This is a genomic window from Gracilimonas halophila (assembly GCF_042684365.1).
Classification (GTDB): Bacteria; Bacteroidota; Rhodothermia; order Balneolales; family Balneolaceae; genus Gracilimonas; species Gracilimonas halophila.
On sequence record NZ_JBHULI010000003.1, the window covers coordinates 39,205 to 65,803 of the forward strand.

The 26,599-nt window shown below is 41.0% G+C and carries 25 protein-coding genes and 1 tRNA gene; 12 read left to right on the top strand and 14 right to left on the bottom strand.

Annotated elements, in window-relative coordinates:
- Positions 1–140 precede the first annotated feature (140 nt).
- Positions 141–344 carry a hypothetical protein gene (locus ACFSVN_RS02895; protein ID WP_390298354.1) on the top strand — a complete coding sequence of 68 codons (204 nt, stop codon included), beginning with the start codon at positions 141–143 and terminating at the stop codon, positions 342–344.
- Positions 345–381: 37 nt separating this feature from the next.
- Here the strand turns inward: ACFSVN_RS02895 and ACFSVN_RS02900 are convergent, their stop codons facing one another.
- Positions 382–1,218, bottom strand: coding sequence for an SDR family oxidoreductase (locus tag ACFSVN_RS02900; protein ID WP_390298357.1), 837 nt, complete (start codon positions 1,216–1,218; stop codon positions 382–384).
- A gap of 95 nt (positions 1,219–1,313) precedes the next feature.
- On the opposite strand from ACFSVN_RS02900, the gene ACFSVN_RS02905 reads away from it, so the two are divergent.
- The 3 genes from ACFSVN_RS02905 to ACFSVN_RS02915 all read left to right on the top strand — a co-directional run bounded on the left by ACFSVN_RS02905 (position 1,314) and on the right by ACFSVN_RS02915 (position 3,344).
- Positions 1,314–1,685, top strand: a complete 372-nt coding sequence (locus ACFSVN_RS02905; protein WP_390298360.1) for a co-chaperone GroES — start codon at positions 1,314–1,316, stop codon at positions 1,683–1,685.
- Positions 1,686–2,345: a YitT family protein gene (locus ACFSVN_RS02910; RefSeq protein ID WP_390298363.1), complete on the top strand. Its 660-nt coding sequence runs from the start codon at positions 1,686–1,688 to the stop codon at positions 2,343–2,345.
- 87 nt (positions 2,346–2,432) lie between these two features.
- Positions 2,433–3,344 carry an MBL fold metallo-hydrolase gene (locus ACFSVN_RS02915; protein ID WP_390298366.1) on the top strand — a complete coding sequence of 304 codons (912 nt, stop codon included), beginning with the start codon at positions 2,433–2,435 and terminating at the stop codon, positions 3,342–3,344.
- 218 nt (positions 3,345–3,562) lie between these two features.
- Here ACFSVN_RS02915 and ACFSVN_RS02920 read toward each other — a convergent pair whose 3' ends face one another.
- Positions 3,563–8,116 carry a translocation/assembly module TamB domain-containing protein gene (locus tag ACFSVN_RS02920; RefSeq protein ID WP_390298369.1) on the bottom strand — a complete coding sequence of 1,518 codons (4,554 nt, stop codon included), beginning with the start codon at positions 8,114–8,116 and terminating at the stop codon, positions 3,563–3,565.
- On the bottom strand, positions 8,116–9,978 hold the full coding sequence (locus ACFSVN_RS02925; RefSeq protein ID WP_390298372.1) for an autotransporter assembly complex protein TamA: 1,863 nt from the start codon (positions 9,976–9,978) through the stop codon (positions 8,116–8,118). Before ACFSVN_RS02925 ends, ACFSVN_RS02920 begins: the two co-directional genes overlap by 1 nt.
- Before the next feature lie 246 nt (positions 9,979–10,224).
- Between ACFSVN_RS02925 and ACFSVN_RS02930 the strand changes: the two genes are divergently transcribed.
- The 3 genes from ACFSVN_RS02930 to ACFSVN_RS02940 all read left to right on the top strand — a co-directional run bounded on the left by ACFSVN_RS02930 (position 10,225) and on the right by ACFSVN_RS02940 (position 13,043).
- Complete coding sequence (locus ACFSVN_RS02930) at positions 10,225–11,463, top strand: M14 family metallopeptidase (protein ID WP_390298375.1); 1,239 nt, start codon at positions 10,225–10,227, stop codon at positions 11,461–11,463.
- A gap of 44 nt (positions 11,464–11,507) precedes the next feature.
- On the top strand, positions 11,508–11,972 hold the full coding sequence (locus ACFSVN_RS02935) for a hypothetical protein (protein WP_390298378.1): 465 nt from the start codon (positions 11,508–11,510) through the stop codon (positions 11,970–11,972).
- 153 nt (positions 11,973–12,125) lie between these two features.
- A complete protein-coding gene (locus ACFSVN_RS02940) occupies positions 12,126–13,043 on the top strand; it encodes a cation diffusion facilitator family transporter (RefSeq protein ID WP_390298381.1) in 918 nt (305 codons plus the stop codon).
- A gap of 16 nt (positions 13,044–13,059) precedes the next feature.
- Here ACFSVN_RS02940 and ACFSVN_RS02945 read toward each other — a convergent pair whose 3' ends face one another.
- Positions 13,060–13,554 (bottom strand): hypothetical protein, encoded by a 495-nt coding sequence (locus ACFSVN_RS02945; RefSeq protein ID WP_390298384.1) that lies wholly within the window; start codon positions 13,552–13,554, stop codon positions 13,060–13,062.
- A 73-nt stretch (positions 13,555–13,627) separates the two neighbouring features.
- On the opposite strand from ACFSVN_RS02945, the gene ACFSVN_RS02950 reads away from it, so the two are divergent.
- Positions 13,628–14,203, top strand: a complete 576-nt coding sequence (locus tag ACFSVN_RS02950; RefSeq protein ID WP_390298387.1) for an SCO family protein — start codon at positions 13,628–13,630, stop codon at positions 14,201–14,203.
- A complete protein-coding gene (locus tag ACFSVN_RS02955; RefSeq protein WP_390298389.1) occupies positions 14,200–14,637 on the top strand; it encodes a copper chaperone PCu(A)C in 438 nt (145 codons plus the stop codon). Before ACFSVN_RS02950 ends, ACFSVN_RS02955 begins: the two co-directional genes overlap by 4 nt.
- 58 nt (positions 14,638–14,695) lie before the next feature.
- On the opposite strand, the gene ACFSVN_RS02960 is transcribed toward ACFSVN_RS02955, so the two are convergent.
- Positions 14,696–16,213 carry a DUF7282 domain-containing protein gene (locus ACFSVN_RS02960; protein WP_390298392.1) on the bottom strand — a complete coding sequence of 506 codons (1,518 nt, stop codon included), beginning with the start codon at positions 16,211–16,213 and terminating at the stop codon, positions 14,696–14,698.
- 170 nt (positions 16,214–16,383) lie between these two features.
- Here ACFSVN_RS02960 and ACFSVN_RS02965 point away from each other — a divergent pair, with 170 nt between their 5' ends.
- The gene (locus ACFSVN_RS02965; protein WP_390298394.1) at positions 16,384–16,995 is read left to right on the top strand and encodes a class I SAM-dependent methyltransferase; all 612 of its coding nucleotides are present in this window, start codon (positions 16,384–16,386) and stop codon (positions 16,993–16,995) included.
- A 57-nt stretch (positions 16,996–17,052) separates the two neighbouring features.
- On the opposite strand, the gene ACFSVN_RS02970 is transcribed toward ACFSVN_RS02965, so the two are convergent.
- From ACFSVN_RS02970 to mce, 5 genes are all read right to left on the bottom strand, one after another.
- Positions 17,053–18,987 (bottom strand): M14 family metallopeptidase, encoded by a 1,935-nt coding sequence (locus tag ACFSVN_RS02970; RefSeq protein WP_390298397.1) that lies wholly within the window; start codon positions 18,985–18,987, stop codon positions 17,053–17,055.
- A 113-nt stretch (positions 18,988–19,100) separates the two neighbouring features.
- Positions 19,101–19,517, bottom strand: coding sequence for a hypothetical protein (locus ACFSVN_RS02975; RefSeq protein WP_390298400.1), 417 nt, complete (start codon positions 19,515–19,517; stop codon positions 19,101–19,103).
- Positions 19,518–19,749: 232 nt separating this feature from the next.
- Positions 19,750–20,181 carry a hypothetical protein gene (locus tag ACFSVN_RS02980; protein WP_390298402.1) on the bottom strand — a complete coding sequence of 144 codons (432 nt, stop codon included), beginning with the start codon at positions 20,179–20,181 and terminating at the stop codon, positions 19,750–19,752.
- Between the two features lie 314 nt (positions 20,182–20,495).
- Positions 20,496–20,569, bottom strand: a tRNA-Pro gene (locus ACFSVN_RS02985).
- Positions 20,570–20,613: 44 nt separating this feature from the next.
- Entirely contained in the window at positions 20,614–21,012 is a 399-nt protein-coding gene (mce, locus tag ACFSVN_RS02990; protein ID WP_390298405.1) for a methylmalonyl-CoA epimerase, read from the bottom strand.
- Positions 21,013–21,239: 227 nt separating this feature from the next.
- Here mce and ACFSVN_RS02995 point away from each other — a divergent pair, with 227 nt between their 5' ends.
- Both ACFSVN_RS02995 and ACFSVN_RS03000 read left to right on the top strand, forming a co-directional pair.
- On the top strand, positions 21,240–22,322 hold the full coding sequence (locus ACFSVN_RS02995) for an AI-2E family transporter (RefSeq protein WP_390298409.1): 1,083 nt from the start codon (positions 21,240–21,242) through the stop codon (positions 22,320–22,322).
- A complete protein-coding gene (locus ACFSVN_RS03000) occupies positions 22,315–23,079 on the top strand; it encodes a toxin-antitoxin system YwqK family antitoxin (protein ID WP_390298412.1) in 765 nt (254 codons plus the stop codon). Before ACFSVN_RS02995 ends, ACFSVN_RS03000 begins: the two co-directional genes overlap by 8 nt.
- Here the strand turns inward: ACFSVN_RS03000 and ACFSVN_RS03005 are convergent.
- The 4 genes from ACFSVN_RS03005 to ACFSVN_RS03020 all read right to left on the bottom strand — a co-directional run bounded on the left by ACFSVN_RS03005 (position 23,076) and on the right by ACFSVN_RS03020 (position 26,548).
- The gene (locus ACFSVN_RS03005) at positions 23,076–23,675 is read right to left on the bottom strand and encodes a flavin reductase family protein (protein WP_390298415.1); all 600 of its coding nucleotides are present in this window, start codon (positions 23,673–23,675) and stop codon (positions 23,076–23,078) included. The genes ACFSVN_RS03000 and ACFSVN_RS03005 overlap by 4 nt on opposite strands.
- 84 nt (positions 23,676–23,759) lie before the next feature.
- Positions 23,760–25,520 (bottom strand): DNA polymerase/3'-5' exonuclease PolX, encoded by a 1,761-nt coding sequence (gene polX / locus ACFSVN_RS03010; RefSeq protein WP_390298418.1) that lies wholly within the window; start codon positions 25,518–25,520, stop codon positions 23,760–23,762.
- Positions 25,521–25,617: 97 nt separating this feature from the next.
- Entirely contained in the window at positions 25,618–25,983 is a 366-nt protein-coding gene (locus tag ACFSVN_RS03015; RefSeq protein ID WP_390298421.1) for a YraN family protein, read from the bottom strand.
- Positions 25,976–26,548: a GbsR/MarR family transcriptional regulator gene (locus ACFSVN_RS03020; protein WP_390298423.1), complete on the bottom strand. Its 573-nt coding sequence runs from the start codon at positions 26,546–26,548 to the stop codon at positions 25,976–25,978. Before ACFSVN_RS03020 ends, ACFSVN_RS03015 begins: the two co-directional genes overlap by 8 nt.
- Positions 26,549–26,599: the final 51 nt, after the last annotated feature.

Here is a 26,599-nt window from a genome sequence, read left to right on the forward strand (position 1 = left end):
CCAAATGGTTTGAGCCTTTTTTATTGATGGGAACAGGTAAAAATTTAATTATTCTAACTTTTCGTCTATTTACATTCAGCGGGAAACAATTTATTGTCGATGGGGTTTAAAAGGAAAGAATACAAACAAAGAGAAAGACCATGAAAGAGACGATCGGAAGAATATTGATGATAGGCGGTGTATTAGGTGTGGTATATTATGGATACCAATATTTTCAGGACTCGGAGTCCTTTGAAGCATTCGGGGCTGATGTAGCTGTTAGTACCGGTGATTATACACCAATAATAATCTCAGCAGTAGTAATGCTAGCCGGTATAGTGATTACTAAATTTAATTTTAGATGATCAAAATAGAAGCGCGGCCCGGTTAAGGTCACACTATTTATACACTGCAAAGCTTTTTGCTCATATCCCAAAGTTCTGCGGCCGCTTCTTTATTGCGGGCTGTTTTACTTGGTGTGGCGACCTTTTTGTTTCTGAAATAAGCCCCATTTACTTCCTCCAGCTCATCTGAAGTCGCTAAATAGATAGAGGTCGCTGCTCCTTTTTTTGGAGATATAAAAAATGGTTTTCCGATCGTGAACAACATCCGCATGATCCAACTCCCGCTTTGGGCGAAATTGGATGCTACTACTCCCGGATGCAGGCAATTTGCGGTAACACTGGTGTCAACCAATTGATCTGCAAGTTCTTTTGTGAACAGGATATTGAATAACTTAGAATTACCGTAAGCTTTCCAGGGGCTGAAGTTCTCATTGAGCTGAATATTTTCGGGGTCGAATTCCCCGGCGCGGTGAGCCTCCGAAGCTACACTAATAATTCGCCCCTGATCTGCAGCTTTGATCAGATCCAGTAAAAGGTTTGTAAACATGAAATAGCCAATATGATTTACAGCAAAGGTCTTTTCAAGTCCATCAACGGTTTGTTCTTGTTCAGAGGCCAAAAACCCATGATTGTTGATCAGTACGTCTATCTTTTCGTAGTTCTTTTTGATCTCTGTTGCTGCTTTCCTGATCTCGGCCTGAATGGCAAAATCACATAACACAATATCAATGCCCGGATTAGAAGTTTCTTCAATGATCTCCTGACGAGCCGCTTCAGCTTTGTCTTCATTTCGGCATACCATTACCAGGTAAGCACCTTTTTGGGCAAGGGCTTTCGCGGTTTCAAATCCAATTCCGGAGTTGGCTCCGGTAATCACACATAATTTATTGTTCATGAATTGCTGGTTAAAAAATCATTTTAAGTTTAGAGATACACAAACGGTTTACCAAAGTTTCAAATTCCGTATCTTTAGCAAAAATCAAGAATGCAATGATACAAGAATATCTGAACTCAATTGAGAAATTTGTTGTAGTTGGTGACCGAGTCCTTATCAAGCCCCGTGAAATGGAAACCCATACCCGAAGCGGGTTGGTCTTGCCGGCTTCTGTTAAGGAGAAGGAAGAAATTCAAAGTGGGTATATCGTTAAGACCGGTCCCGGCTATCCCATACCCAATACTGATATAGAGGAAACCTGGAAAGGAAGTACAGATACAAAATATATAGGAATGCAAGCAGTAGAGGGAGACTTAGCCATTTTCCTCAAGAAGCAGGCCTATGAAATTGAATTTGAAAACGAAAAATATCTGATCGTCCCACACGCAGCTATTCTGCTGCTTATCAGGGATGAAGAAACTACTTAAATGAAGAACGAAACAGAGTACGAGAACGAAGACAAAAAAAATCAAGAGAACAAAGAAGAAAAAGCCCAGAAACATTCTGTAATAGACGACATTCAGGGGATCATAATTGGGTCATTAACGGCAGCTTTTGGCATTGCCATTTTCTCCCATATGAATTTCCTGATCGGCGGAACGGCCGGTGCGGCTTTTTTAACGCAGTATACTACTGACTTTACTTTTGGTCAGGTTTTCTTTGTGATAAATATCCCTTTCTATGTGTTGGCTATTAAAAAGCTGGGTTGGGATTTTACCATCAAGACCTTTATTGCTGTATCCGGTGTTTCCTTTCTGACCGAGTTTATTCCCAGGATCTTTGAATTCGGAGAGATCAATCCTTGGTTTGCTGCTGTTTTCGGCGGCTTTCTGATCGGAAGTGGTTTGCTGATGCTTTTCCGGCATAAAGCGAGTTTAGGAGGCTTGAATATTCTCTCTATTTATGTGCAGGAATATTTTCAGATCAGTGCCGGTAAGTTTCAGATGGTAGCTGATACCTTAATCATACTATGTGCTTTTTTCGTCGTTGATTGGCGAGCTTTGGCTTTTTCAGTGCTTGCAGCTGTATCTTTAAATGTGATTCTGGCTATTAATCATAAACCGGGTCGCTACAGAGGAATGAGTTAATGGTTTTGAGGTAAATTAACGGGGAATGAAAGCTGCGAAATTTTTCGTTAATTCAGGCATGAAAATCCGTAATTCAATCCAAAGCCAATGAAACGCCGAGAATTTTTACTGAAATCAATGCTAATGGGTGCAGCAGCAACACTGCCGGTACAGAAGCTTTTCGCGACCGCTCAGGAAAGTCCTTTTAAAACACTACGTCGAAATGTCGGAACGTTTACCGGAAGAGGGGGAACCATTGGCTGGCTGGTTAATAGTGGTGGTGTTGTCGTAATAGATTCTCAGTTTCCTGATTCTGCCCGTAATTGTATCATTGGTTTGGAAGAGAAAACAGATCTCGCTTTTGATATGTTGATCAACACTCATCATCATGGAGATCATACTGCAGGCAATCCGGCCTTTAAGCAAAAAGTAAAACGAATTATAGCCCACCAAAACGTTCCGGATCTGCAGAAAGCAGCTGCAGAACGTAGCGGACAAGAGGCACTGGATTCCCAGGTTTATCCGGACACCACTTATGAAACTTCCTGGAGTGAAACTATAGGAGATGAAACAGTTCACCTGAAACATTATGGCCCTGCCCATACCGGTGGAGACACTGTGATTTATTTCGAAAAAGCGAATGTGGCCCACATGGGAGACCTTATGTTCAACCGGGCTCACCCTTTTATTGACCGTGGCTCCGGTGCAAACATTTCAAACTGGATCAATACATTGAACTCTACAATGGACGAGTTACCTTCTGATGCTATCTATATTTTCGGCCATGGAAATTCGAATTATGGCATAACCGGGGACAGAGAAGATTTGGTATTAAAAGTTGATTTTCTAACTGCCTTACTCGATTATACTCAAAAGGGAATCGAGGATGGGAAAACGGTCGAAGAACTTACAGCCATTGAAACTTTACCGGGGTTTGAAGAATTTAAAGCTCCAGGTTGGAGACTCCCATTAAGTGCTAATGTTGAAGTCGCTTATGCAGAACTTACCGAAGAAAACTGATCCAGGACCAAGAGCAGAAACGGTGTCCTTTTCACAAGGGGAAAATCATCGGCGCTGTCAGTTCTGTGGCCAAATCGCGGAGCTTGTTTGGGTTCATGGACACGGACAATGTTCGGCTTGTGGTACAAATGCTGAGGAATGCTGTAGGGGAGAGCAGTGTGATTTTTAGTGTTATGGTGTCCTGTTAATTTGTTACGCTTAATACCAAACACCATCAATTAATAATCAAACTGCCACCGAAGGTCAATTCCCTGCCTGTTGTCATCACCCTGAGTAATGAGAAGGTCAAGATTTTGCTTTAGCATGTATTCGAGAATGAACATGGTTTTTGGAGTCGTTCCACTTATCTCATTTACAATTGCAAAAAACGTTTTCCGGTTTAGATACCAGCCTGTTTTTATGGAAGTTCCGCTATTATTACCTGAACGCATATTCTCGATCTGCACCACATCTATCCCTAATTCTTGTGTTGCAAGGGCTTCAAATTCATCCAGCAATACTCCAACAAGAAGATCACTAGGGGAAGACCCTGTGCCACCGCTCACTACCTGCTGCCAAGACTCCAAAGCATAGCATGGCTTATTGAATAAGGTATAGCAGATTATGTCTTGTTGCTCCATTTGAGGGTCACTTTCGAAGCGGAATTCGGGTTCCATTGCATTCCCTTCAATGATATAATACAGAATAATGGGATCCCCCTGTTTTTGGGAAGATTGAGGTATATAGCTGGTATTGATGTATAGGTCGGGCTCAGTTAATGGGCCGCTAAATGTGAACCGACCTTCTTCCAGGTTAAACTGTTTTCCAAGAGGGCGGACATAACCACGTTCTGCATTTAAGGTGCCAAAAAGCTGGAGGTCATCGCCAGTTTCTTTTTGAGCATCTAATTCTCCGGTTAGTGCAATTTCCATATCAAGATAACGCTGATTTCGAATCAGAAAGTCACGCTCTATGACGAACTGCATGTCCATGCTAAGTGAATCATATGGGCTGAATGAGGAGGTTTCGTCACCTTCCAGCTCTACGGCTTCAACTGAGCGTTCACCAAAATCCTGCAGATATACAAACCCATTCTTGATAGTTAAAATACCGGATGCTTCCGGGCGAGATGGTTTGCCTGTCAATTTACTATCAAGGTCTATCGTAAGGTTGTAGTCGGAAGTATTTGCCAGCCGGAACCGTGTTGCCTTTGCAGAAAGGTTGAGGTTTGCGGGTGTGATACCTTCAAGCTCAATAGAACCATTGGCTGTAAAATTACCACTGCCACTATTCATATTGAGGTTTTTAAGTAAAAGGTCTCCGTTCTCAGAGAATCCCAGTTCAGAATTGATCCTGGTTAGATTTATACCGGCGATGGGGACGGCAACTTCTCCACCTGTAAGTTGCAAGGAACCTGTTGGAGCAAGATTATCTTTGGTTCCGGAAATATTTACATTCGCATTCAGTGTTCCCCGTAGACGATTCATATAGTCTTTATTCAAGAAATCATTGAAAACCGAAAGGTTGAAGTCAGAAGTAATCAAATTAAAAGTTAACACATCTTCTTCATCAGGCATGATCAGCTCAAAAGTACGGAAGTTCATGGCGATAGGAATCTCTGCATTGATGGAAGCAGCTTTTTGTCCTCGTGCATTGATCTCAGTTATTCCCGTAATCCTTTCTTCATTGTGAAGGTATTTAAAACTCGCAAAGGCAGAATCGATCTTAATTCCAGAAAGAGTAGGGTCTTCCAGGTTAAAACGCCCGTCAAAATCCGGGTTTCCGGCTGTACCGCTTAAGTTGCCATTAAAACTTAAAATCCCTTTGGTTTGTGTTATCTGGAAAGAACGAAGCAGATTTTCAAATGAAGATAATTTAACCGGGTTGATAACGAGAGATCCGCTTATAGGCTCTTCAAAAAAGGAGTCATCTAATTGATCCCGAGCTTGTGCAACAAATGGGATATCAATTTCTCCCGTCAGAGCTTCCTGACCATCTATGGTTGCCGCGATATTTGCATTTAATCTTTCTGAAATCAAGTTAAAATTGAGAGAAAATCTTTCTAATACTGTTCCTTGATATGTAAGGTTTTCGATGTTGAGAGCTCCGTTTCCAGTTAATTCTGTCGGAGAGCGGTCAACCTTAAAATTTCCGGATAAAATGCCGTCTAAAAAGCGTTCATTAAAGAGGATATCCTGCATAATACCAAAATCAAACTCTTCTCCTTCAATCCATAATTCTTGTTGTGTAGAATCGGCATAGGGAATAGCCATATTCAGGAAGGTTCCTCCTTCAGAACTAAGCATAAGTGTATCCGTATAGATGGAGGAGTCTCTGTAATTTAAGTTGAAAGGAGCTTGTAAAGAGAGTAACCTTGCCGGGGTCCTGAAATCAAAAGTATTCCATAACAGAGAGGTGCGAAGAGTTTTAAGGTTTATTTTATATTCTCCGGCCTGTGAAATTTCCCCGTCCTCATCGCTGATCACGTCCAGGTTAAAGTTTCCGGAAAGGGAGTCTGTGGTTGAAATTCCCGTTGCGGAGAACTCAATATCCTGCAGGGGGATTCCTGATATTAGCGGTTGATCTATCCTTAAGGAGAAGTCGTAACCATATACATCCCGAATCGATATTTTCGTGATGCCTTCGATGGTATTAGCTGAAAATAGGGTGTCGTACTGAACGTCATTGAGTTCAATATTTCCATCAAAAAGCAGTTCATTTTCTGCGATCTCAGTCACGTTCCCGGTTATGTTTCCTGAAGCATTGAGGATCTCAGCACCTGCGAAAGAGGCTAGGGGTTGCAGGTTCTTAACCTGCATATCAAGGGCAAAATTATTGTCAGGATCCGTTTGGTCAGTAAGATTTCTGCGTCCGGAAAAACGCCCTTCAATAACTTCACTGATCAATTCGCCATTTTGAACCGTGAGTATGTTTCCGTTAAGGTTGGCATTGATATCCATGAGTTCAAAGTCAGCTCCATTTACATAACTTGAGTCGATTAATAAAGCAGTATTGAGCTGAATTTTCTCGGTATCGAAGTGCCTTCCTTCTCCTTGAATTTTGACATTGATAGAACTCGGAATATCATCAATAGCGGTTATTTCATTCAGATCAAATTTCTTAGCATCTATTTGATAATTAAAAGTGGGGACCTCAGAAAAAAGCCCTGCAAAAGTTGTGGAGAAATTGATTCTGTTATCAATAAGCTGAAGAAACCCCTCTGCTTTCGCTGAATCCTTTGAGATCGTTCCCTTAAGGTCAAAATCTGAAAAGGGTTGGTCGGCAATGATCAACGTATCCTTAGCTATGATAGGTTTGAGTTGAGGCGTTTTAGTTCCCGTACTGTCTGGAATTCTGGTTACACCTTTTAAGCTACTGTTAGGATAAATTGAAAAAGTCCACGGTTCATTTGAAAGTTGGAAACCCTTTCCTTCTGCCAATGCCCTGAAATGGATATTTCCGCTTAATTCAGGATTTTTTGCCCACCAACCAAGGTCTATATAGGAAACACGAGCATCCACACTCCAGCCCGGGTAATCAGAAAATAAGCTTTCGACATCAGTGTTTAGAACAATGGTATCAGAACCATCGCTGAGTTGAATATTAGCCAGGAGGTTTTCATCTATTACCGTTCCGCTGCCAAAGAGTGTTTCAAATATATAGTTCTCATATCTGATATTATTGAGTGTAAATCCCCAGGTAATATCGATGGAATCAGGCTGCTGACTCAACTGTCCTTCAAATGAAAATTGGAAGTCACCTACCTCAGCATCAGTGGAGTCGTTAGTGAAATAACCGAGATCAAGATTACGGCCGTTTAGCCCAAACTTCGTTAATGTAGGAGTTTCTGAAAAGGATACATTCGAAATGATTAAAAGGTCATCGAACCCATTTCCCTCCCCTTTCAGTTCTAATTTTAGATCATCAAGGCTTCCGGCTATGTCAAGGGAAAGCTGCAGGTTTTCAGGGGGGAGGTCGTAATCCAGATAGGGTTGAAAATCCCTTAAGGAAAAAGGCATGGTTGTGGCTTCAACGTCTAAGGTAGAGTCACTGAGGTTTGTAAAACCATTTGCCCTGATCAAAGAACGCCCCGTCTCAATCACGAGTTCATTCAAAGAAATGGTCTCATCTTTGTAGGAAGCTGAACTGGAGAACAAAACAGGTTGTGGAGGCCGGCCTTCTTTAAGTTTAAAAGAAAGGGATGAAAGTGAGGCTGATAACTCCCTGTCAAAACTAAAGCCGGCATGGGCAGAAAGCTGCTCTATAGAAAGGGTAGAATCGGGTAAATAAGACGGCGATTGTACTTGTATGGAGCTTCCATCGATCAAAAGATTCTGTATATCAATTCCAAGTGTTGAAGTTGACTCTTCAGGTTTTTCGCTGGTTTCACTTTTGACAATTTCCTGTAGGTTGAAAGCTCCGTTTTCGGTTTCAGAAAGCTTAACTCTGAGACCGGATGCGGAGATCTCAGAAGCTGAGAACTCACTGCTTAGTAATGCCCATATGTTATATTTGATATGGGATGAATCCAATGAAACAGTTGTATCAGTTTGGATGATATGAAGGCCATGAATCTTAAAGTCATTCCAAAGGTCACCGGTGATGCGGTCGATTGAAAGTGAACCATTTAGGTTTTGATTGGCAATCGAAACAATTTCATTTTTTGCAAATGAATGTACCCAGGATGTTTTGAGTGAATAGCGGGCTGCAACAATAAGCAGGGTTAGCACAAACAGACTCCACCCGATGTATTTGAGTATTTTGATGACAATATGGTTTTTCTTATCACTCACTAAAATGCTTGTCCTATGCTAAAGTGAATTCCCCATTTATCCCAACTGCTTCCAAAATTATGTCCTTCATAAATACGCAAGTCCTGATCGGTAGGGTTTACTTTATAAGCAATATCAATTCTAATAGGCCCAATCGGTGATTGATATCGAAGTCCTCCCCCAAGCCCGAATTGCATGGGGGTAGTGGCAATGTCGTTGAATTCCTTCCAAACCTGTCCGCCATCTAAAAAAGCAGCGACACCAAATCCCTTTATAAGTTGGTTGAGCCTAAACCTAAATTCTGCATTGAAGCTTAATGTAGCTTTACCCCCAATAGGGACATAGCGGTCGAAATTTCCTTCTTCATCCAAAATAGGACGTTTTGGGCCTAACTCCTGCCTGTTCCACCCTCGCACCGAGTTAGTTCCTCCATTATATATCCGAATATCGGAAGGCAGGGAATCTTGCTTGGAATAATAAATACCGGCAAGATTGATCCTTTTTGCAAAAATGATCTTATCGGTCAGCGGAGTAAATTTTCGTATATCCAAACCCGCTTCCTGAAAACTAAATGTAGATTCACCGAATAAACCTGATAACTCCCAGAAAGGTTGTAGAGACCATCCGCTTTCTCCACGACGTTGTCCGGTAGAATAAAAAGCATTCAGGTTGAAGGAAGAAACATTATAAGATTGAATGCTATCAGGAAGGCTTTCCTGGGAGCCGGTGGTAACTTCATTATTAAGGGTGTACTCATAAGAAAAAGTGCCCGTAAAATTTGAACTATACTGATACACAAAACTATTTATCAGACCGCCTCGCATAATTTCATAAGAAGGTTCCAGCTGATGGCTCAAAAAGGGCGAGGTAATAAGAGAAGACTTAGTATTGAATAGATAGGGAAACAGATAATCAATACCAACACGTTGCTCTATTGCCGAAGCATTTCCGGATATTGTAATTCGTTCACCTCGGTTACGCATGTTACGGTGGATCCATGTAGCCTGCCCTCTGAATAGTTTGTAGGCATCGGCCCAGCCATTATCAATGCGTGTCAGGTTACCAATACCAGCCCGAAGCTGAATAGACCTTAGGGAAGATTCTCGTACCCGAACTTGAATATTAATGAGGGAATCTTCAGGTTGCTCAGGGATCGATACCAAAGCAAAACGGAGCATATGATGGTTGAACACTTCCCGCTGAGCTTCGCGAAGCTGATCTTCACTGAAATATTTGTCTTTTTTAATACCCGTTTCTCTTGCAATGTATTTTGCTGGGAGATTTTCTTCCCCCTCAACGAGGATGGAGTCGAACCGGGCCCGGGGTCCCGGAATACTCTTAAGAAGAACTTCCGCTGTTTTTGAGACACTGTCAATGGTGGCGGAAACTTCACTGCTGGCATAAGGGTAACCCATATTGCGCAATGCCCCGATCAGGTTTCCTTCTACCTCTGACTGTGTTACTATTTCATATCTATTGCCTTCACGATAGGGAAGTCGGTTTTTAATGGTATTGAATCTCTCATTATTAAAAATAATAGCGCTGTCGCGTTCTGCTGCATTAACCTGAAATTTTACGCTGGTTATCCGAATAGGCTTATTTTCAGTGATCTCGAAAACAACCATTTTTCTCCACTCTTTGGAGAGATCTTCAATACTGTAATTTACTATCACATCATCAAAACCTCTTCTTTTATAGAAACGCTCTATCCTTATAACATCTCTCCGCACATCATTTTCATTCAGGATCATTCCCGATTTTTTCCAGAAGAGCATTTTTTTGAATGTGGAAGGAGGCTCATTGGTAATGATACTTCGGAGTACCAGCCCGTCAAAAGTCTCATTACCTTGGATCTTTACAGCCCATACCCGTGGTGTCACCATTTCGTCTTGTGCCAGAATGACTTTAGAGGGTAAGAGAATAAATCCTACACATAGCAATAAAGGTATGAATTGTTTAAAATTAATAGAAGTAATCAAATGTGTGGTATATCTTTAGAGTGTAACAAGTATAAAGGATTGTTCACTATCTTTGAAGCCTTCATACTATAATTAAAGCCAAAATTTTGGGATTTGTTCAGAGTTCAATTTATGCATAAAGTAGTTGGGTTATTTATAACAGTGTTTTTAATGATTTCTTGCAAGAGCACGGAAGAGTTTTCAGGCTTTTCTTATGATCCGCCTGATGTAACCAATACCATTGATAAGGAGATCTCCCCGCAGCCCAGGAGAACTATTGGTGTAGGATCACCTAAAGTGTGGGTAAGTAATGAATTTGATGGTGCTCGTCTAAATGATTTTTACGCTCTTAATGATTCTACTTTTGAAATACTTATAGCACCTGAGAATGCTCCGATCAATAACAGCCCTTGGTATGGATTTAAAATTTGGAGCGACTCAGTACGTATGGCTAAAATACAGCTAAATTATCAGGATGCCACCCACCGATATGTTCCCAAGTTACAAAGTTGGGTTTGGCCCGACAGCATGTGGCAAGAACAGTTTGAGCTTCCTGTTGAGTATGATACCGCCAGCGGTACCGCTACTTTTGATGTTTTACTCGCAGAAGACCCAATTATAATAAGTGCTCAGCCATTAAATACCACACCCTTATTTAAAAAAGAACTTAGTAGTCGGGGTGTTATTGGTAAGAAATTTACAAAGTTCAGGGAGGCAGGGCTTTCAAAAAAAGGAAGGACTGTTTGGGAAGTGGAGATCACTGAAGTTAAAAAAGAACAAAAAGCGCCTGTTTTGGCTATCTTAAGTCGGCAGCATCCTCCTGAAGTTACGGGGTATTTGGCATCTTTGATCTTTCTTGAGGAGCTGACTTCAGACACTGATCTAGCCAGGGAATTCAGAGAAACATTTATTGTAAAAGCCTTTCCAATGATAAATCCTGATGGTGTTGATCTTGGGCACTGGCGCCACAACGCTGGGGGTATCGATCTAAACAGGGATTGGGAGAATTTTAATCAGCCGGAAACAAGGATCGTACGAGACGCTTTTTCATGGATCAAAGATCATGAATTGAGGAGAATGTTCTATGCGATAGACTTTCATTCTACCAACGAAAATATTTTTTATCCAATAAATGAAGAAATACAAACCAATCCGGATAATATTACTCAGAAATGGATAAAGGAGATTATGGGAGACAATCCGGATATAAAATTCACTGTTGAAGAATTTGATACATCATCCCCTATTGCTAAGAATTGGTTTTATCATACCTTTGGTATTGATGCCCTTACCTACGAAGTTGATGACCGTATTGGGGAGCAGCAGCTTGATATCGTTTCACGCTCAGCAGCTAGGTCGCTAATGCGATTATTGTTGGATGAATGGGATAAAATAGCTCTTGAAAACTAACAGTGGGTTAATCATATTTATACAAAAACAAGAATGTTATGGCTATGGCAGTGAAAGGATCGGATATTTTACATGAAGGTATTCAAAACTGGAAGTTACGTTTAGTGTTAAGTGCATTGTTATACATTATGGGATTGGCCGGGCTTATAAGTATGGTATTGGGGGAGTTTGTGGAGCTTACGGTTATGGATAAAACTATCGTTAGCATTGCTGTTTTTATGGTAGGTACTCCGGCATATCTTATTGCAAGCAATCTGGGTAAAGTTGATCAATATACGATCGCCGGTTTTTTAAATGAGAGTCTTCAGGAAGTACAGGGAGACGCAGAAGTACTTGTAAAAAAAGAAGAAGAACTTGATGAAGAAGAAAAAACCAGGCGTGAGCAACTTGAAGAGTTTTTTACTGAAAATCCTTTAGATAATTATCTTCCTGATAAGCCTGTAAAACAAGCATATTTTTTATTCCTCTTATCTTTAGCGGGAAGTTTTAGCATTTGGTACATTGGCTAAAAGCTCATTTTTCGCACTTTTCATTTTCAGGCTCATAATTCGATACAAACTCTTCAGAAATAGGCACCTTTCAGGTCAATAAATTCTGTGCTACTTATAAATGTGTCGTATTTTAACCTCATCAGAAGAGTAATAGAACATTAATTCAAAGCTATGGGCCATAATCACCACCACCATCATCCAAATGTAGACGATTCCTCTATTTGGAAACTTTGGGTGTCTATACTTTTAAATCTTACTATAACACTGGCACAGGTGATTGGGGGTATTATAGCCAACAGCCTTGCTCTGTTGTCTGATGCGGTTCATAACTTCAATGATTCAATGTCGCTGGTAACCACTTTGGTTACCAAGAAAATTGCTAAAAAAGGAGCCAGTTCATCCAAGACATTTGGGTACAAGAGGGCTGAGATTATAGGAGCATTCGCAAACCTGATTACTTTAGTTATTGTTGCATTATTTTTAATTAAAGAGGGGATTGAGCGATTTGTAGATCCCCTGCCTATTGATGGGCTGACCATGTTTTGGGTGGCTATGATCGGTTTGGCTGCAAACCTGATTACAGCAGCCTTGCTATGGAAGAACTCCAAAGATGATATCAATATGAGGAGTGCATTCATCCATATCCTATCTGATGCGCTCTCTTCGGTGGGAGTAATCATTGGTGGGTGGCTGATCATTCAATACAATTGGTATATTATTGACACTATCCTCACTTTGTTTATCGGGTCTTATATTCTATGGCATTGCTATCATATGCTACGGGAAACCATAGATATTCTTATGGAGGCTAAACCCGAAAATATTAATATCGATGAGTTGAAACTGGAAATGGCAGGTGTAGATAAAGTGTGTGATGTACATCATATCCATGTATGGCGTCTTGATGAACACAGCACACTGTTAGAAAGCCATATTGTGATAGAAAAAGAAGACCTTGATGAAATGGAGACTATAAAGTCATCTATCAAGAAATTACTTCATGATAAGTTTGAGATCTACCATAGTACACTGGAATTCGAGTTCGAGCCTTGTAACGATCATAAGCACGAAGTTGCTCATCAGCATTAGAGGTGCTTTATAGATCTCATTCTACAGAAAAATCCTGATTGAATGGATTGGCCTCCGGTACTGTGATCTGAACAAGTCCATAGTTTGCTGCCTGGTGACATTGGTTACAAGTCTGTATCATCGTTTGATAATTTTCTTCGAACATATTTCGATCTTTTGCATCTATAGCGGCTTCAATTTGTTCGATCTGAGGTGGCAACATACTTTCAAGTAACCCGCTTACATCCACATCATCATCCATATGATTTCCATCAACGATAGTTTCTGTAAGTTCTTCGATCTCATGAGCGTAGATATCGGCCAGCCCCCAGTTTTCTTCTATACCTGCAAAATATAACTTAACACTATAACGCTGCATGAAAGACATGTGATAGATCAAGGGAACGGCATCCATATAGTGCTCATCAGTATCCATACGGCCCCTCTGCTGATGGTTGGGTTGGCATGCAATTCCGATAAAAATTAAAGAAGTGATGAGCAATACAGAACCGACTTTAAATGAATTTTTCATGAGGGATAAATATGAATTGATTACTTGTTCTAACAATGCCTAAGTTATTTCCTAACCTAGATACATTCAAATCATGAAAAAATTAATATTTCTACTCCTTCCGGTACTTTTATTTAGCTGTAACAGCGGTCCTGATGTGATCGATGATCTGAGCGGTACATCTTTTCAATTGCTTGATCAGGATAGTACAGCAGTTACTTTCCCGGATGATTTTGAAGGTGAATTTATAGTGATGGGATTCATTTATACCAACTGTCCGGACATCTGTTCACTGATCACACAAAACCTGGTACGAATTCAAAAAGAGATGAATTATCCGGATGACGTGCATTTTATAGCGGCAACTTTTGATCCTGAAAGAGATACTCCATCCACGTTGAAAAAATATGGGGAAGCTTTTGGGGTAGACGAGAATTTCACATTTTTAACAGGCGATTCGACAGAAGTTTTTGCTTTGATGGATAGCGCAAGAGTCCGAAGCCAGATCTCGATGAGAGACACAACAGATGATGGACGTGAATTATATTTTATAAATCATTCTGACAAGATAATGGTGCTTGACAAGCAATCACGCATCGTATTCGAATATGGGGGAAGTCAGCCTATGATACCATCATTAGTCAAAGAAGACCTCAATAAAATACGATGAGATATCTAACGCACTTTTTTACAGCTTTAATACTATTGGTAACGATCTCTTGTGGGGCAGAAAAAGAACAGGTGATGGAAGAGGAAGTGGTAGAAGAACGGGTTCGTCCGGCCGCTTCCGGTGGGACAAGTGCTGCTTATTTTAGCTATTCCAATAATCTAAATAAGCCTGATACGCTGATCTCAGTTAACAGCTTGATTGCAAGGGAAACGCAGGTACATGAGAGTTATGAAACAGAAGATGGTATGATGGGAATGAGAGAGCAAAAGGAAGTGATCATTCCTTCAGGAGGAAGTGTGGTTTTTAAACAAGGAGGGCTACATGTGATGATGATGGATCTTCGTGAAGACCTGAGTGCAGGTGATTCTGTTCGTATAGAGCTTGAACTGAAGCTGGCAGGTAAGGTATCAACAGTATTGCAGGTTAAGCCATAAGGACAAAATAAAAAAGGCTTCCGGTTTCCCGAAAGCCTTTTATCACTTAACATTCAGTTTACTGAATAGTAAACTGAACCATTACTACATTATCCATGGCATCGGATACGGGAGGGTCATCTGACCCCTGTGATCCATCAAAGTCGTAAGAACCGATGGTTCCGTTATCGATATGAAGCATGGCCCAAACTTTATCTCCTGTCTCAAGCGTTTCGCCTTCGTCCAGGGTGATTACCAAGTCATCATTTTGACCGAGGTATACTTGTCCATGTCCAATACTCGCCGGTACAACGGGAGCATCGCTGCCGTTATCCCTGTGCAGAACCACAAAACCGATCTGTTCCGTCATGGTTTCAGAAATAGTAAGGGTGTTATCTTGAACAGACTGATCTTCGGCTACAACCGAAGGTGTTGTAGAACCATTGACAATGATGTTTGTTATAAGGATACCATTAGCAGTAACTACCGGTTGATCGTGAGGGCCAACACCGTCAAATTCATAGCTGCCTTTCTCACCGGTGTCAAAGTGAACCATAGGCCACAGTTGTTCTCCGTCTTCCACTACTTCGCCATCGTTGAAGGTGATCTGAACATCAGTATTCATTCCGGCTTCAATTGGAGCTTTTCCAATGATCTCTGGAACTTGGGGACCGTCATTACTCTCGTTCGAACGGTGTACCACCACCCATCCGTCAGTGTCAGATTCCACATCAACCATAATAGAATTGTTTATAACGGTTTGATCATTGGCCGTAAGGCTTGAAGTATTTTCAAGAACGGTAAATGATTCCAGAACAATATCTCCTTCAAAAAATACCGGTTGGTCTAAACCGTTGGCCCCGTCAAATTCATAGGCGCCGATCTCACCGGTATCATAGTGTAGCATTGGGAACAAGTTGTCGCCTGCTTCTGCAGTTTCACCATCGTTAAGGATGATCTCAACGTCTTCATTCATGCCTGCGCTTACAGCAGTTTTACCAATAATTTCAGGAATTTGCGGTCCATCGTTAGTAGCATTTGGTCCGTGAATCACGATCCATCCGTCTTCAGCAGCATTTACAGAAACGGTAAATATATTTCCCTGGTTAACCTGATCTGCTGCAGTAATAGAAGGATCGGTTTGGCTGATCATAAATGAACTCATGACGATCTCTTCGTTGAAAGTGACAGGAAGGTCGAGCCCGTTTTCGCCGTCAAATTCATACTCACCGATTGTTCCGGTGTCTTCATGAAGCATGGCCCACAAGGTTTCATCGTTGGCGACTCCTTCTTCAAGCTGAATACTTACGTTTGAATTCGCTCCCATTTCAACAGAAGCCTTACCGATGATCTCGGGAACTTGAGGACCATCATTACTTTCGTTGGAACGGTGAATAACGATCCAGCCATCTACAGGGGAGTCAACTTCAGATATCACGACCTGATTCCCGTTCATTGTGCCTTGAGTATTGGCCTCAACGGATGGAATGTCTTCCTCTTCGATGTTCTCACCGGAGGAATTATTATCGTTACTGCATGCGGCTAAGGTAAAAAGGGAAGCCACAATAAGAATGAATAGTTTATTTGTTAGTTTCATATTTAAAGTGTTTTGTTTGATTTTATTTGCTAGTCACTTTTGAATACGAAAGCTTTCGGAAGGCAGATTGGAATGAATTCTCTTAATGAGAATCATGGTTCATGTATCTTGAAAGAATAGGGCACAAAAAAATGAGGAAAGACTGAATATTGTATACTGATAATAAAAGAATGAGTCGTACGGCCGAATCCTATAACAAGCAGGCAAAAATGTATGAGGAAAAGTGGGAGAACTATTTATCTCATACACATCATAAAATGCTGGTTAACTTTAGCTCAGACTCAGAGCATAGAATATTGGATGTAAGTGCAGGGACGGGTTTATTGGCACAGCATCTGCTTGAAGAAGACAATGCTTTTTCTGAACTGGTATTGAATGATATTTCTGAAGAAATGCTAAGTATGGCAAAAAGCCGATTTAGTGAGAATGAAACTGTTTCTTTCACTGAATTTCCTGTAGAAAGACTTGGGTTTGAAGAGCATAGCTTTGACACTGTTATTTCAATGAGTGCCTTTCATAATTATACGGATCAGGAAGCGGCGCTATCGGAAATTTACAGGGTATTAAAGCCCGGAGGAAGTTTCTATATCCTGGACTGGAATAAAAAGGGAGTTTTTCGATTCATCAATATGTTCATCAATGTTGTTACTGGAGAGGTTATCCGAACAAGTAGTGCTGATGATGTAAAAAAGATGCTGAAGACCTCTTCGTTTAAAGTATATAGAAGTGAAAAGTGGAAATATAATTATTGGAATTTTTTCCTGATCAAGGCAAAAAAATAAAAGCCCGAAATGAGAAAACTCATCCGGGCTTCTGAAAAATAAGAATATATAGAGAAGTTACTCTTCGTCCTTATCAGGTGGATTGCCTAATTCGATCTCCTCTTCAACATAACCGCCGCGGGTAGAAAGGATCTTCACAGTTCCCCGTGCTCCTTCAATACCGTTCAGCTCAACTTCGAAGACGACTTCCTGTGACTCTCCGGCATCCGTATAACCGGCGCGAATTGTTTTGTCATATAATTCTGGAGTAATGATCTTAAGTTTGGCATCTTCATGTCCTTTGGTAAGCTCAGAATCAAAATCGAGCAGAACCCGGTCTTCCCGAACTATTTTAACCAATTGAGCCTGCTTCAAAGCAACCGGTAAGTTTCCGGTGTTTGTCCAGCTCACAGAGATTCTATAGATATTGTCTTCGGATCGTTCAACGTTTACCTCATCAAGAGTAATTTGAGGTAGTTCTTTTGCCATCATCAGATTGAATAAGGCTTGTTTCTCAGCCCAGCGTTCAAGTTGCCAAGGTGGCCCGTTCTGGCTAAAGAATTTGGGATGGAACCCACCGATCTCAACTTCACCAAGTTCGGGATGGTCAAATTTAGTCCATGGCTTAAAACCTCGGCCTTCATTTTCCCGAAGATCCCATTGCAAGGCATCATAGTCATCATAAATGCCATCGTTATTATAGTCCTCCATCGCACCGTTATTCCAGAGCTCATCACCATACCAGATGGAGCCGAAATAGAAATATCCGAAATCAGGGCCGTGACCAAAAAGAGGGCTTGGTCTGGAAGGATCTCCTGTAACACGATTGGTAGGGTAGCGGGTCATGTAGGTTTCATAAACATCACCGGCCCAAGGGTACTCGGTGATTTCCAGCCCAAGACGATCATATTTTTCGTACAAAGCGAGGTCATCCGGGTACATGCGTTCTTCACTTTTTGAAGTAGATGGCGGGCGCAAGTGCATCGGGACGCGGGTATCCATAGAGTTTACAACAGATATATTGGGATGAGTAAGCATCCACATTACAACAGACCTTGATTCGGGTTCGCTTAGCGGGTAATCACCTGCGCCATACTGAGTATAGCCACGTCCGGTAAGCTCACGGCCAACGTCAGGTCGCCAGTTTTCGGCATAATTTCGGTGCAGGTCTAACCCACCAACTCCATCTTCATTTATATCACCATCACCATCATTGTCTATGCCTTCAGAGTAAACAAACCAATTCCCTTTTCCGGCAAGTACTCGCTTCATTAAGCGTCCTTCAGGGTCTCTTGGATCAATGATGTAATTAGCCTCATCCATTTCATCGGGGCCTGCTTTCCTGCGTATGGAATAAATTACACCATCACCGTCTAGGTCTTCGGAAGAATCTTCATCTAAAAGACCATCCCTGTCATTGTCGTGTGGCCTGACCGAGCTACGATTTGCCTGTGCGGTATGAAGATAAAGGTTTGATCCGTCCGGGTTATTTTGAGGACGAAGGTAGATGGCTTTCGTATCAATTAATTCGGTGATCTCCGGGTCTTTTCCGTAGTTTTCAAGCAGGTGCTTAGTCAGCCATAAAATGGATTCACTACTGGTGATCTCTCCGCTGTGACGACCTCCTTCAAAATAAGCGGCAGGTTTGTCAGTATGCTCCCCTGTTTCTTTATTAGTGATGGTCATTTGCAAAATAGGTCTGCCTTCAAAACTTTTAGCAACCTCATAGAGATCCACAATATCGGGATATTTTTCCGCCCATCTCTCATACCATTCATACATTACATTCACGGTATGGTAAGTGTCAAAAGTTAGCTCATCTCCGGCTTTGTACTCAACTTCCGGAAATCGGTGCTGTTCAAAAAAACTAATCCCGTGCCGCTCACCGCCAACAGTATACATAGTTGTATCCGATTCCGGCCAGTCTGGAGTATTAAGAGGTGTGTAATTTTGTGCAACAGCTTGGCCTATTAAAGCGAAGGCCAAAAGCAATGGTAGCCCAATTTTTTTCATATCAAATAAGGTTGGTTAAATGTTCAATAATATCATGCAATGTAATGTATTCATTGCAAAAATTTTGAACGATATGAAAGGCTGCCTATATGGAGGCTAAAGAAATGTTCTTCCTACAGATATTCTACTACTGCGGTTATTGAACCCTTGTAGTTGCCATTAAAGAGTTGGCCGTTTTTAACCTTTCCGTTAACTGAGATGTGGAGTTGACCTGATTCTGTGCTTTCCTTTTCCAGGTCAAAGGACTCAAACACTATAACTTGGCCAAGTTCATTTTTAATAACAGACTCCTCTTGAATGTGCACGTTTATATCAGTGCCGGGGGAGGAAACCAAAGAAAATGAACCTGCATTTATTTCTTTGCTTAAGTTTTCCGAGTTCAGGTCGATAACAGCACTTTCCGTAAAGGTAAATCCTGCTCCGCTTACGATCTCAACCTTTGCTTGCATAACCGCAGTTACTTGAGCGTTTGCCTGAAAACAAAAGCCGATAACTAAAAGGATTAAAACGGGAAGTATTTTAGTTCTCATGTGAGCTCTCTTTTTTTTTAACTCATCTCCAAAATATTAAAATTAATTAATATTAAAAAATTTTAATATTTTGAATAACGCAAAATACTATCTCTCTATTATGAAAAAGGCCATTTATAGCTTATGGAATCTGTTTTTTACTTTTATTAGAAATTAGGTCTTTCTAATAATTAAGGAGCGATTGTCCTAAAAACTCTTAAAATAAGGTATGAAAACTTGTAAAAGTCGAGAATCAGATCCTGAAAAATCGCTTCAGTTTTATTCTCTTAGCTTTTTTGGTAAGGAGGGATAGAGTTTCTTTGTCCAGTCCGGCTTCAGCTGGATCAACCTGAATTTCTTTTAAAGATTCTTCAGGGTTGAGAACACCGAGATGCTTAATGAACGTATTAAGGTGAGAACGCAAATATTTCTTACGGTTATTATCGAGTATATCTATAATGTCTGGCCAGTTTTCTGGTTTTACTGAACATTCAATTCCTAAACCAATTGCATCCGCATCGTCTGGACTATTTAAACAGATCTCAAGCTGAAGTTCAAGGCTCTTAGGGAGCGGTTCCGGTCGAAGTAACTTTGTGCCTTTATGTTCTTTAAATCCCTTTGGGAAAAAGCTTTTCCAAAGCTCACCGGTGGTAGGGTCATGATAAAAGACTTCGAATGTATCCATGTTCTTTCGAACAGGCACCATGTCATTTATTCGCTCGAGTTGTCTCTTGTTATTAAGGATATACATAAATAATGGGGTCTTGTAATATGTACTGAAAGCCGTTATAAAAGTTCCGTACTATAACCTTTCGGTAGATGATGTTTAATGTTAAGGAATTTTAACATTAAAACGAGAGAGATTTTTATCTTTCTTAAGCTTGTGTAAAACTTGGTATTCAAAGCTGATCAGCTATTGTAGAAATAAAACTTCTACCAATTAAAATTACTTAGCATAAAAAAAGGGACGTTATCAATAACGTCCCTTTAATAGTATTGTCGGGGCGACAAGATTTGAACTTGCGACCTCTCGACCCCCAGCCGAGCGCTCTACCTAGCTGAGCCACGCCCCGTTCAATAGGCCATGAAGATACGCATCATTACAAGCAAAACTCAATCATTTCTTTGTCTGGCACAACTCAACTAACACTCCATGATTATCTTTAGGATGTACAAAGGCTACCAGTTTATTGTCGGCCCCATCTTTAGGTTTATCATTCAAAACAGTAAAACCTTCTTCTCTTAGCCGATCTAATTCTGAGTGTATGTCATCTACTTCAAATGCAACGTGATGGAGTCCTTCACCTTTTTTAGCCACATATTTGGCGATTACGGAATCAGTTGAAGTTGGTCCCAATAGCTCAACTTTTGATTCTCCGGCTTCAAAGAAAACAGTTTCCACTTTTTCGCTTTCAACAACTTCGGTTTTAGTAGGAGATGCGTTTAAGATCTTTGAGTAAGTTTCGGTAGCGGCTTTTATGTCTTTAACCGCAATGCCAATGTGATCAATGTGCATAAAAAAATTAATTAAGAATTAACTTGATTAGTGAAGCCAGGGCTCTGGCTTGCAGAGTAAGAAAGGTATAAATAATTCCGAAGTAATAGATACTAAATAGATATCCTTTTGATAACAAGATCTATCTATTAATAGGTTGGATTCCTTTTGAGTTCTTTACCATCTTAAGAGGGTATTGGTTATTATGGGTGCAACTCTACGTTTTATATTAACAGCTACTGATCCTTATGAAACATCATCGACTAAAGTCAGGTCAAAAATATCCTTATTGGCTTAAGACAACCCTTATATTAGTAGGGCTGAGCCTCCTTGTCGTGGTCTTGATCTATGGAAAATTTATACTGATGCCACTGGCATTTTCTGCTTTCTTTGCCATGCTTCTGAACCCTCTCGTTAAAGTTTTCGAAAAAATGAAAATGGGCAGGGCACTTAGTATTATTCTTACACTACTGGTTATAGTAATTTGTGTTGCAGGTGTTTTATCACTGATCTCTGCTCAGTTCATACAGTTTACTGAACGAATCCCCGAAGTTACTGAAAAGCTCAAATCAGTCTCGAATGATGCCATTATATTGTTGGAAGAAACGGTTGGAATTTCACAGGAAGAACAAAGCCAATATTTACAACAAGGCATTAATAACCTGATCGATAAAAGTGGAGATTTTGCGAGTTCATTGGTTAGTGCTACTACCAATGCTTTTACTGTAATGACACTCATGCCTATCTTTATCTTTTTCATGCTCTACTATCAGGAAATGTTCAGGACATTCTTTCAGAAATTATTTGAAGTAAAAGGAACAGATTCAAAAGTAGATAAACTGCTTGACCGCATACAGGAAGTAACTCAAAATTATCTGGTAGGCATGTTAACAGTGATCGGTATACTGGCTGTCCTGAATACAACCGGATTGTTGATCGTGGGATTGGATCACGCTTTATTCTTTGGTGTCTTTGCATCATTACTGGCGATAATCCCATACATCGGAATTATCATTGGCGCATTGCCCCCACTCTTGTTTGCTTTGTTATTAACTGATTCATTGCTTACTCCTGTCTTTGTGATCGTTGTATTTGCAACGGTACAATTCTTGGAAGGAAATTTTATCACGCCAAGAATAGTTGGTTCTAAGGTATCTATTAACCCATTTATAGCAATGGTAGCGCTGATCATTGGTGGAGAGTTATGGGGTATCTCGGGAATGATTTTGTTCGTACCGTTGATTGGTATCTTAAAAGTAGTCTTTGACCAAATACCTGAAATGAAACCCTATGGATATTTATTAGGAAACAGTGTGAAATACCATGAATAAAGTCCAAATATTTCTAATATCCGGATTCATACTTTTGAACCTGATGGCATGTACGGATACCACAGATTCAGAGCGCGAACATTATTATTTAAAGGGATATGATCAGTTGGTATTCAAAGATAGTTTAGGTAATCCCGTACCTCCTTCACAGTATATAAATAGTACAACCCGCACCAATGGATTTAGAAGTTATGAAATTCGAGATACGAGTTTAACCCTTGTCCACAGGCGCTCAGGGGAGCCTTACTCCGGGTATATTCGCACGTTCCACAGAAATACCTATAACCTTCAGGGGGAGTATGAGGACGGTAAAATTTTCAGGTTACGGTACTGGCATCCAAACAGAACTCTTGGAATGGATACGGATTTTAAAACCAAAGAGACCCAACTTTGGGATTCGTCAGGAATGTTGGTTGCATCCATCTCTCCCGAAGAAACCTATTATTACTTTCAAGGGACTCAGCGGATAAAAGAGATCAGGAGGGATACCATTCAAAGTTATTTTGATATGCAGGGGAACCTGACCCGCTATACAATTTTTACAGATACGACCATCACATTTTATTATCCGGATGGTCAGCCGCGCTTAAAGCTTCCATATAAAGAAGGTGGATCCCGTGACGGAACTGCAAGACGCTGGCATGCAAACGGTCAACTTCAGGCCATCGGGGAATACAAAGACGGACAACAACATGGAACATGGATCGAATACGATAGTCTGGGTAATGAGATAAACAGAGAAGTATTTGAACCTTAAATATCTTTTGGGAAGAATAGATCCCGAACATGAGTGTAATTTGCTGCCATGCGCCCTATTGGGTCATATTTTTCGTAATTCACTTTGTCGTTTTCTAAATACACTTCATCTTTGATGTGATAACAAACCAACTCTCCGATCACCTGGTTGAAGTCACCCAATTCCATGACCTGTTTCAGTTCACATTCCATATTGATGACAGCTTCTTCAACGCGGGGTGCTTTAACCAGATTACTTGGAACAGGGGTTAATCCTGTTTTTTCAAACTCACTCACTTCCTTTGGAAAGATCAGGCTGGATTTATGCATTTGATCGGCTAAGGATGCCGAAACCATATTGATGACAAAACCTCCGGTTTCTTTGATGTTGGCAAGGGTATCCTTATCTCCGTCTTTACCAACTTTGGCGCCCAGTCCAATGGAAATAATAAACATGATCGGGTCATGTGAAATGACCTGGAAATAACTGTACGGAGCAAGATTGGGGATTCCACTTTTCCCGATAGATGAAACCCAGGCAATAGGACGTGGAACCACAGTGCCTTTTACTAATTTTGCTACTTGCCGATGTGGAAAGTCAGATTTTTCTATGATCACAATAGCCAAAGTTTAGAATTAAAAGATCAGTGCCAAATGTAGCTAATTTTGGAAATCTTGCATAATAAAGGCAGAGATGAAGAGCTATCGTGCATCGAAAAAAGCTTTGACCTCATCTGCACTTTTAGCATTCAAAACCCGGTCTTTCCCATACTTCCCTTTGCGTGCTATCCGAACACCAAAAGGAATGTCATCAATACCCTCAATAGTATGAGCATCCGGGTTAACGGAGGTCATCATTCCAACCTCACGGGCCTTGTTCCCGAACCTCCAGTCAATATCAAGTCTGTGTGGATTGGCATTGATCTCAATAGCGGTATTGTGCTCGGCCGCCAAAGCAACCAGTTCATTAAGGTCCAGGTCACTGCCGTTTCGCTTAAGAAGTAATCGCCCGGTTGGGTGTCCTAAAATACGAGTGTAAGGATTTTTGATCGCATTACTCATTCGTTCCATCATTTGTTCACGAGGCATATTCAGCGATTGATGCACACTGGCGATCACAAAATCAAAACCTTCCAGGATCTCATCTTCATAATCCAGGGAACCATCGGCAAGAATATCTGATTCGATGCCTTTAAAGATCACGAAATCTTTACCTGCTTCTTTGAATTCTTCATTCAGCTGATCGATCTCCTCCCATTGTTGTTTGATCTCATCTACTGAAAGCCCACCTGCATAAGCGGCTGTTTTGGAATGATCGGTAAGTCCCAGATATTCATATCCACGTTCCATGCATGCTTCAGCCATTTCCCGGATGGAATACTTACCGTCACTCCAGGTACTATGGGCGTGAATGACACCGCGGATGTCTTCATCCGTGACCAGATCAAATTTTTTCTGTTCTTCGTAGATCTCAAATTCACCACGATCTTCCCGCAGTTCCGGAGGAACAAAATGGAGGTCTAATTTTTCGTAGATATCAGTCTCACTGGAAAACTCAATCGGCTGATCAAAATCGGTATCACCTTCATCATTCAGCTTAAAAAGGCCGTATTCGTTCAAGCTCATCCCACGATCTCTGGCTCTTTGCCTAAGTACGATGTTGTGTTCCTTGCTTCCTGTGAAATACATCAGTGCCGCTGAAAATTCTTTAGGTGATACAATTCTAAGGTCAACCTGTCGTCCTTCTTTGGTACGAACGGAACTTTTGGTATCTCCACGGCCCAATATATCCGTAACCCGCTCATGATTCACAAATACATCAAATAGACCTTCTATATGCTTCTCTTCTGCAGCGATAAGAATATCAACATCACCAATAGTTTCGAGCGCGCGGCGGTATGAACCGGCAACTTCTATCTTTTGAACGCCTTCCAGACCTTTAAGACTTTCATAAATGGCCGTTGCAATTTCCTGAGCCTGATCAAGCCGGCAGCGTTCATCAAACTTCTCCATCCACTCTATGGATTTCATGATCTTATCAGCTGACTTCTGTCCCAACCCTGAAAGTCCTGCTACGGAGCCATCTTCAATTTTCTCTTTCAATTCCCCGATGGTACTGATGCCTAATTCCTTGTGAATTTTATAGGCATTTTTTGGACCCAGTCCTGAGATATTCAGCCATTCGATCAATCCTTCCGGAACTTTCTCTTTGAAGGCTTCCAGTACGGGCATTTCCCCGGTTTCCTCCAGCGCATAGATATCTTCTGCGATTGATTTCCCAACTCCTTTGATATCAGTAAGCGTTTTATTCTGAATATGATCGTCTATGTTTTCCTGAAGTCCCTCGATAGTTTGGGCAGCCTTATCAAAGGCGATCACTTTAAACCGGTTCTCACCAGCAAGTTGCATAAGCTGGGAAACTTCTCTAAGCAGATCAGCAATTTGGTTGTTGGTATAGGGCATAAGTAATTCTGAATTGGGAAATTATAAATGTTGAGTTCAGGTGCGAGGTGTTAGGTTTTAGGTGTTAGTGCCTTTTCTAAAACCTAACACCTCACACCTATCTAAATGCATCTTCGATGTGATTAAATTCCGGGGCCTCGTTATTTTTTTGAATGATCCCGACGATATCAAAACGCATAGGCGAGCCTTCCATCTTGCGCTCATACATCCAGGCTTCAGCTGCTTTGAACACGTTTTTCACTTTGTCTTCGGTAACGTACTCCATAGGATGACCGTACTTTGTAGATGAGCGCATCTTAACTTCAACGAAAACGATAGCGGTATCATCATAAGCAACGATATCTACTTCAGCGCGCTCAAAGAAATAATTTCGCTCTAATATTCTCCAGCCTTTTGATTCCAGGTAAGCGCAAGCTAGTTCCTCACCTTCGTTTCCAATTTTGCGATGCGATCTTTTAGTCATCCTCTTTTTTTGATCCGGTCAATGATTCTTTTACTTCTACTAACTTTACGAGCTGTTTCAGAAATTTTAAATTCTTTTTGTTGATATAAGGCAGTAAGGCTCCGGTAAATCGCTCAAACATTTCGAGAAACTCCATGTAATTCTCGATTCGTACCTTGAACTCTTTACTTTCTTCATCATTGAGCCCACCTGCTTCAAGAGTTTCTATACATTTCTGAAGGTTTTCACGAATCGGGGCGATCTCGCGCTGCTGACGCTCACGAATGATGGTCGATACAATTTTCCATACATCGGTTTCAGCAGAGTAATAATCTTTCCTGTCTCCCGGGAAACTCTCCTTGTGAATCAATTCCCAATCAAGGAGCCTGCGAAGATTCATGTTGGCATTACCACGGCTGATATCCAGCGTATCCATGATGGTGTCAGTGTCCAGCGGATTAGATTCGGCGTATAGCAATGCATGTATTTGAGACATGGTTTTATTGATGCCCCATGCGGATGCCATTTCACCCCAAAGTAGGACAAATTGGTCTAGCGCTTCCTGATATGCCTGACTGTGATCCATAGACAAGGGTTATTCGTTAATCGTGCCTTGAAAGATACGAATAACGATTAA

Bases quoted from the DNA above. Each gene is read 5' to 3' on its own strand.
- ACFSVN_RS02895 (WP_390298354.1), top strand. From the start codon at position 141: ATGAAAGAGACGATCGGAAGAATATTGATGATAGGCGGTGTATTAGGT.
- ACFSVN_RS02900 (WP_390298357.1), bottom strand. From the start codon at position 1,218: ATGAACAATAAATTATGTGTGATTACCGGAGCCAACTCCGGAATTGGA.
- ACFSVN_RS02905 (WP_390298360.1), top strand. From the start codon at position 1,314: ATGATACAAGAATATCTGAACTCAATTGAGAAATTTGTTGTAGTTGGT.
- ACFSVN_RS02910 (WP_390298363.1), top strand. From the start codon at position 1,686: ATGAAGAACGAAACAGAGTACGAGAACGAAGACAAAAAAAATCAAGAG.
- ACFSVN_RS02915 (WP_390298366.1), top strand. From the start codon at position 2,433: ATGAAACGCCGAGAATTTTTACTGAAATCAATGCTAATGGGTGCAGCA.
- ACFSVN_RS02925 (WP_390298372.1), bottom strand. From the start codon at position 9,978: ATGGTGACACCACGGGTATGGGCTGTAAAGATCCAAGGTAATGAGACT.
- ACFSVN_RS02930 (WP_390298375.1), top strand. From the start codon at position 10,225: ATGATTTCTTGCAAGAGCACGGAAGAGTTTTCAGGCTTTTCTTATGAT.
- ACFSVN_RS02935 (WP_390298378.1), top strand. From the start codon at position 11,508: ATGGCAGTGAAAGGATCGGATATTTTACATGAAGGTATTCAAAACTGG.
- ACFSVN_RS02940 (WP_390298381.1), top strand. From the start codon at position 12,126: ATGGGCCATAATCACCACCACCATCATCCAAATGTAGACGATTCCTCT.
- ACFSVN_RS02945 (WP_390298384.1), bottom strand. From the start codon at position 13,554: ATGAAAAATTCATTTAAAGTCGGTTCTGTATTGCTCATCACTTCTTTA.
- ACFSVN_RS02950 (WP_390298387.1), top strand. From the start codon at position 13,628: ATGAAAAAATTAATATTTCTACTCCTTCCGGTACTTTTATTTAGCTGT.
- ACFSVN_RS02955 (WP_390298389.1), top strand. From the start codon at position 14,200: ATGAGATATCTAACGCACTTTTTTACAGCTTTAATACTATTGGTAACG.
- ACFSVN_RS02960 (WP_390298392.1), bottom strand. From the start codon at position 16,213: ATGAAACTAACAAATAAACTATTCATTCTTATTGTGGCTTCCCTTTTT.
- ACFSVN_RS02965 (WP_390298394.1), top strand. From the start codon at position 16,384: ATGAGTCGTACGGCCGAATCCTATAACAAGCAGGCAAAAATGTATGAG.
- ACFSVN_RS02970 (WP_390298397.1), bottom strand. From the start codon at position 18,987: ATGAAAAAAATTGGGCTACCATTGCTTTTGGCCTTCGCTTTAATAGGC.
- ACFSVN_RS02975 (WP_390298400.1), bottom strand. From the start codon at position 19,517: ATGAGAACTAAAATACTTCCCGTTTTAATCCTTTTAGTTATCGGCTTT.
- ACFSVN_RS02980 (WP_390298402.1), bottom strand. From the start codon at position 20,181: ATGGATACATTCGAAGTCTTTTATCATGACCCTACCACCGGTGAGCTT.
- mce (WP_390298405.1), bottom strand. From the start codon at position 21,012: ATGCACATTGATCACATTGGCATTGCGGTTAAAGACATAAAAGCCGCT.
- ACFSVN_RS02995 (WP_390298409.1), top strand. From the start codon at position 21,240: ATGAAACATCATCGACTAAAGTCAGGTCAAAAATATCCTTATTGGCTT.
- ACFSVN_RS03000 (WP_390298412.1), top strand. From the start codon at position 22,315: ATGAATAAAGTCCAAATATTTCTAATATCCGGATTCATACTTTTGAAC.
- polX (WP_390298418.1), bottom strand. From the start codon at position 25,520: ATGCCCTATACCAACAACCAAATTGCTGATCTGCTTAGAGAAGTTTCC.
- ACFSVN_RS03015 (WP_390298421.1), bottom strand. From the start codon at position 25,983: ATGACTAAAAGATCGCATCGCAAAATTGGAAACGAAGGTGAGGAACTA.
- ACFSVN_RS03020 (WP_390298423.1), bottom strand. From the start codon at position 26,548: ATGGATCACAGTCAGGCATATCAGGAAGCGCTAGACCAATTTGTCCTA.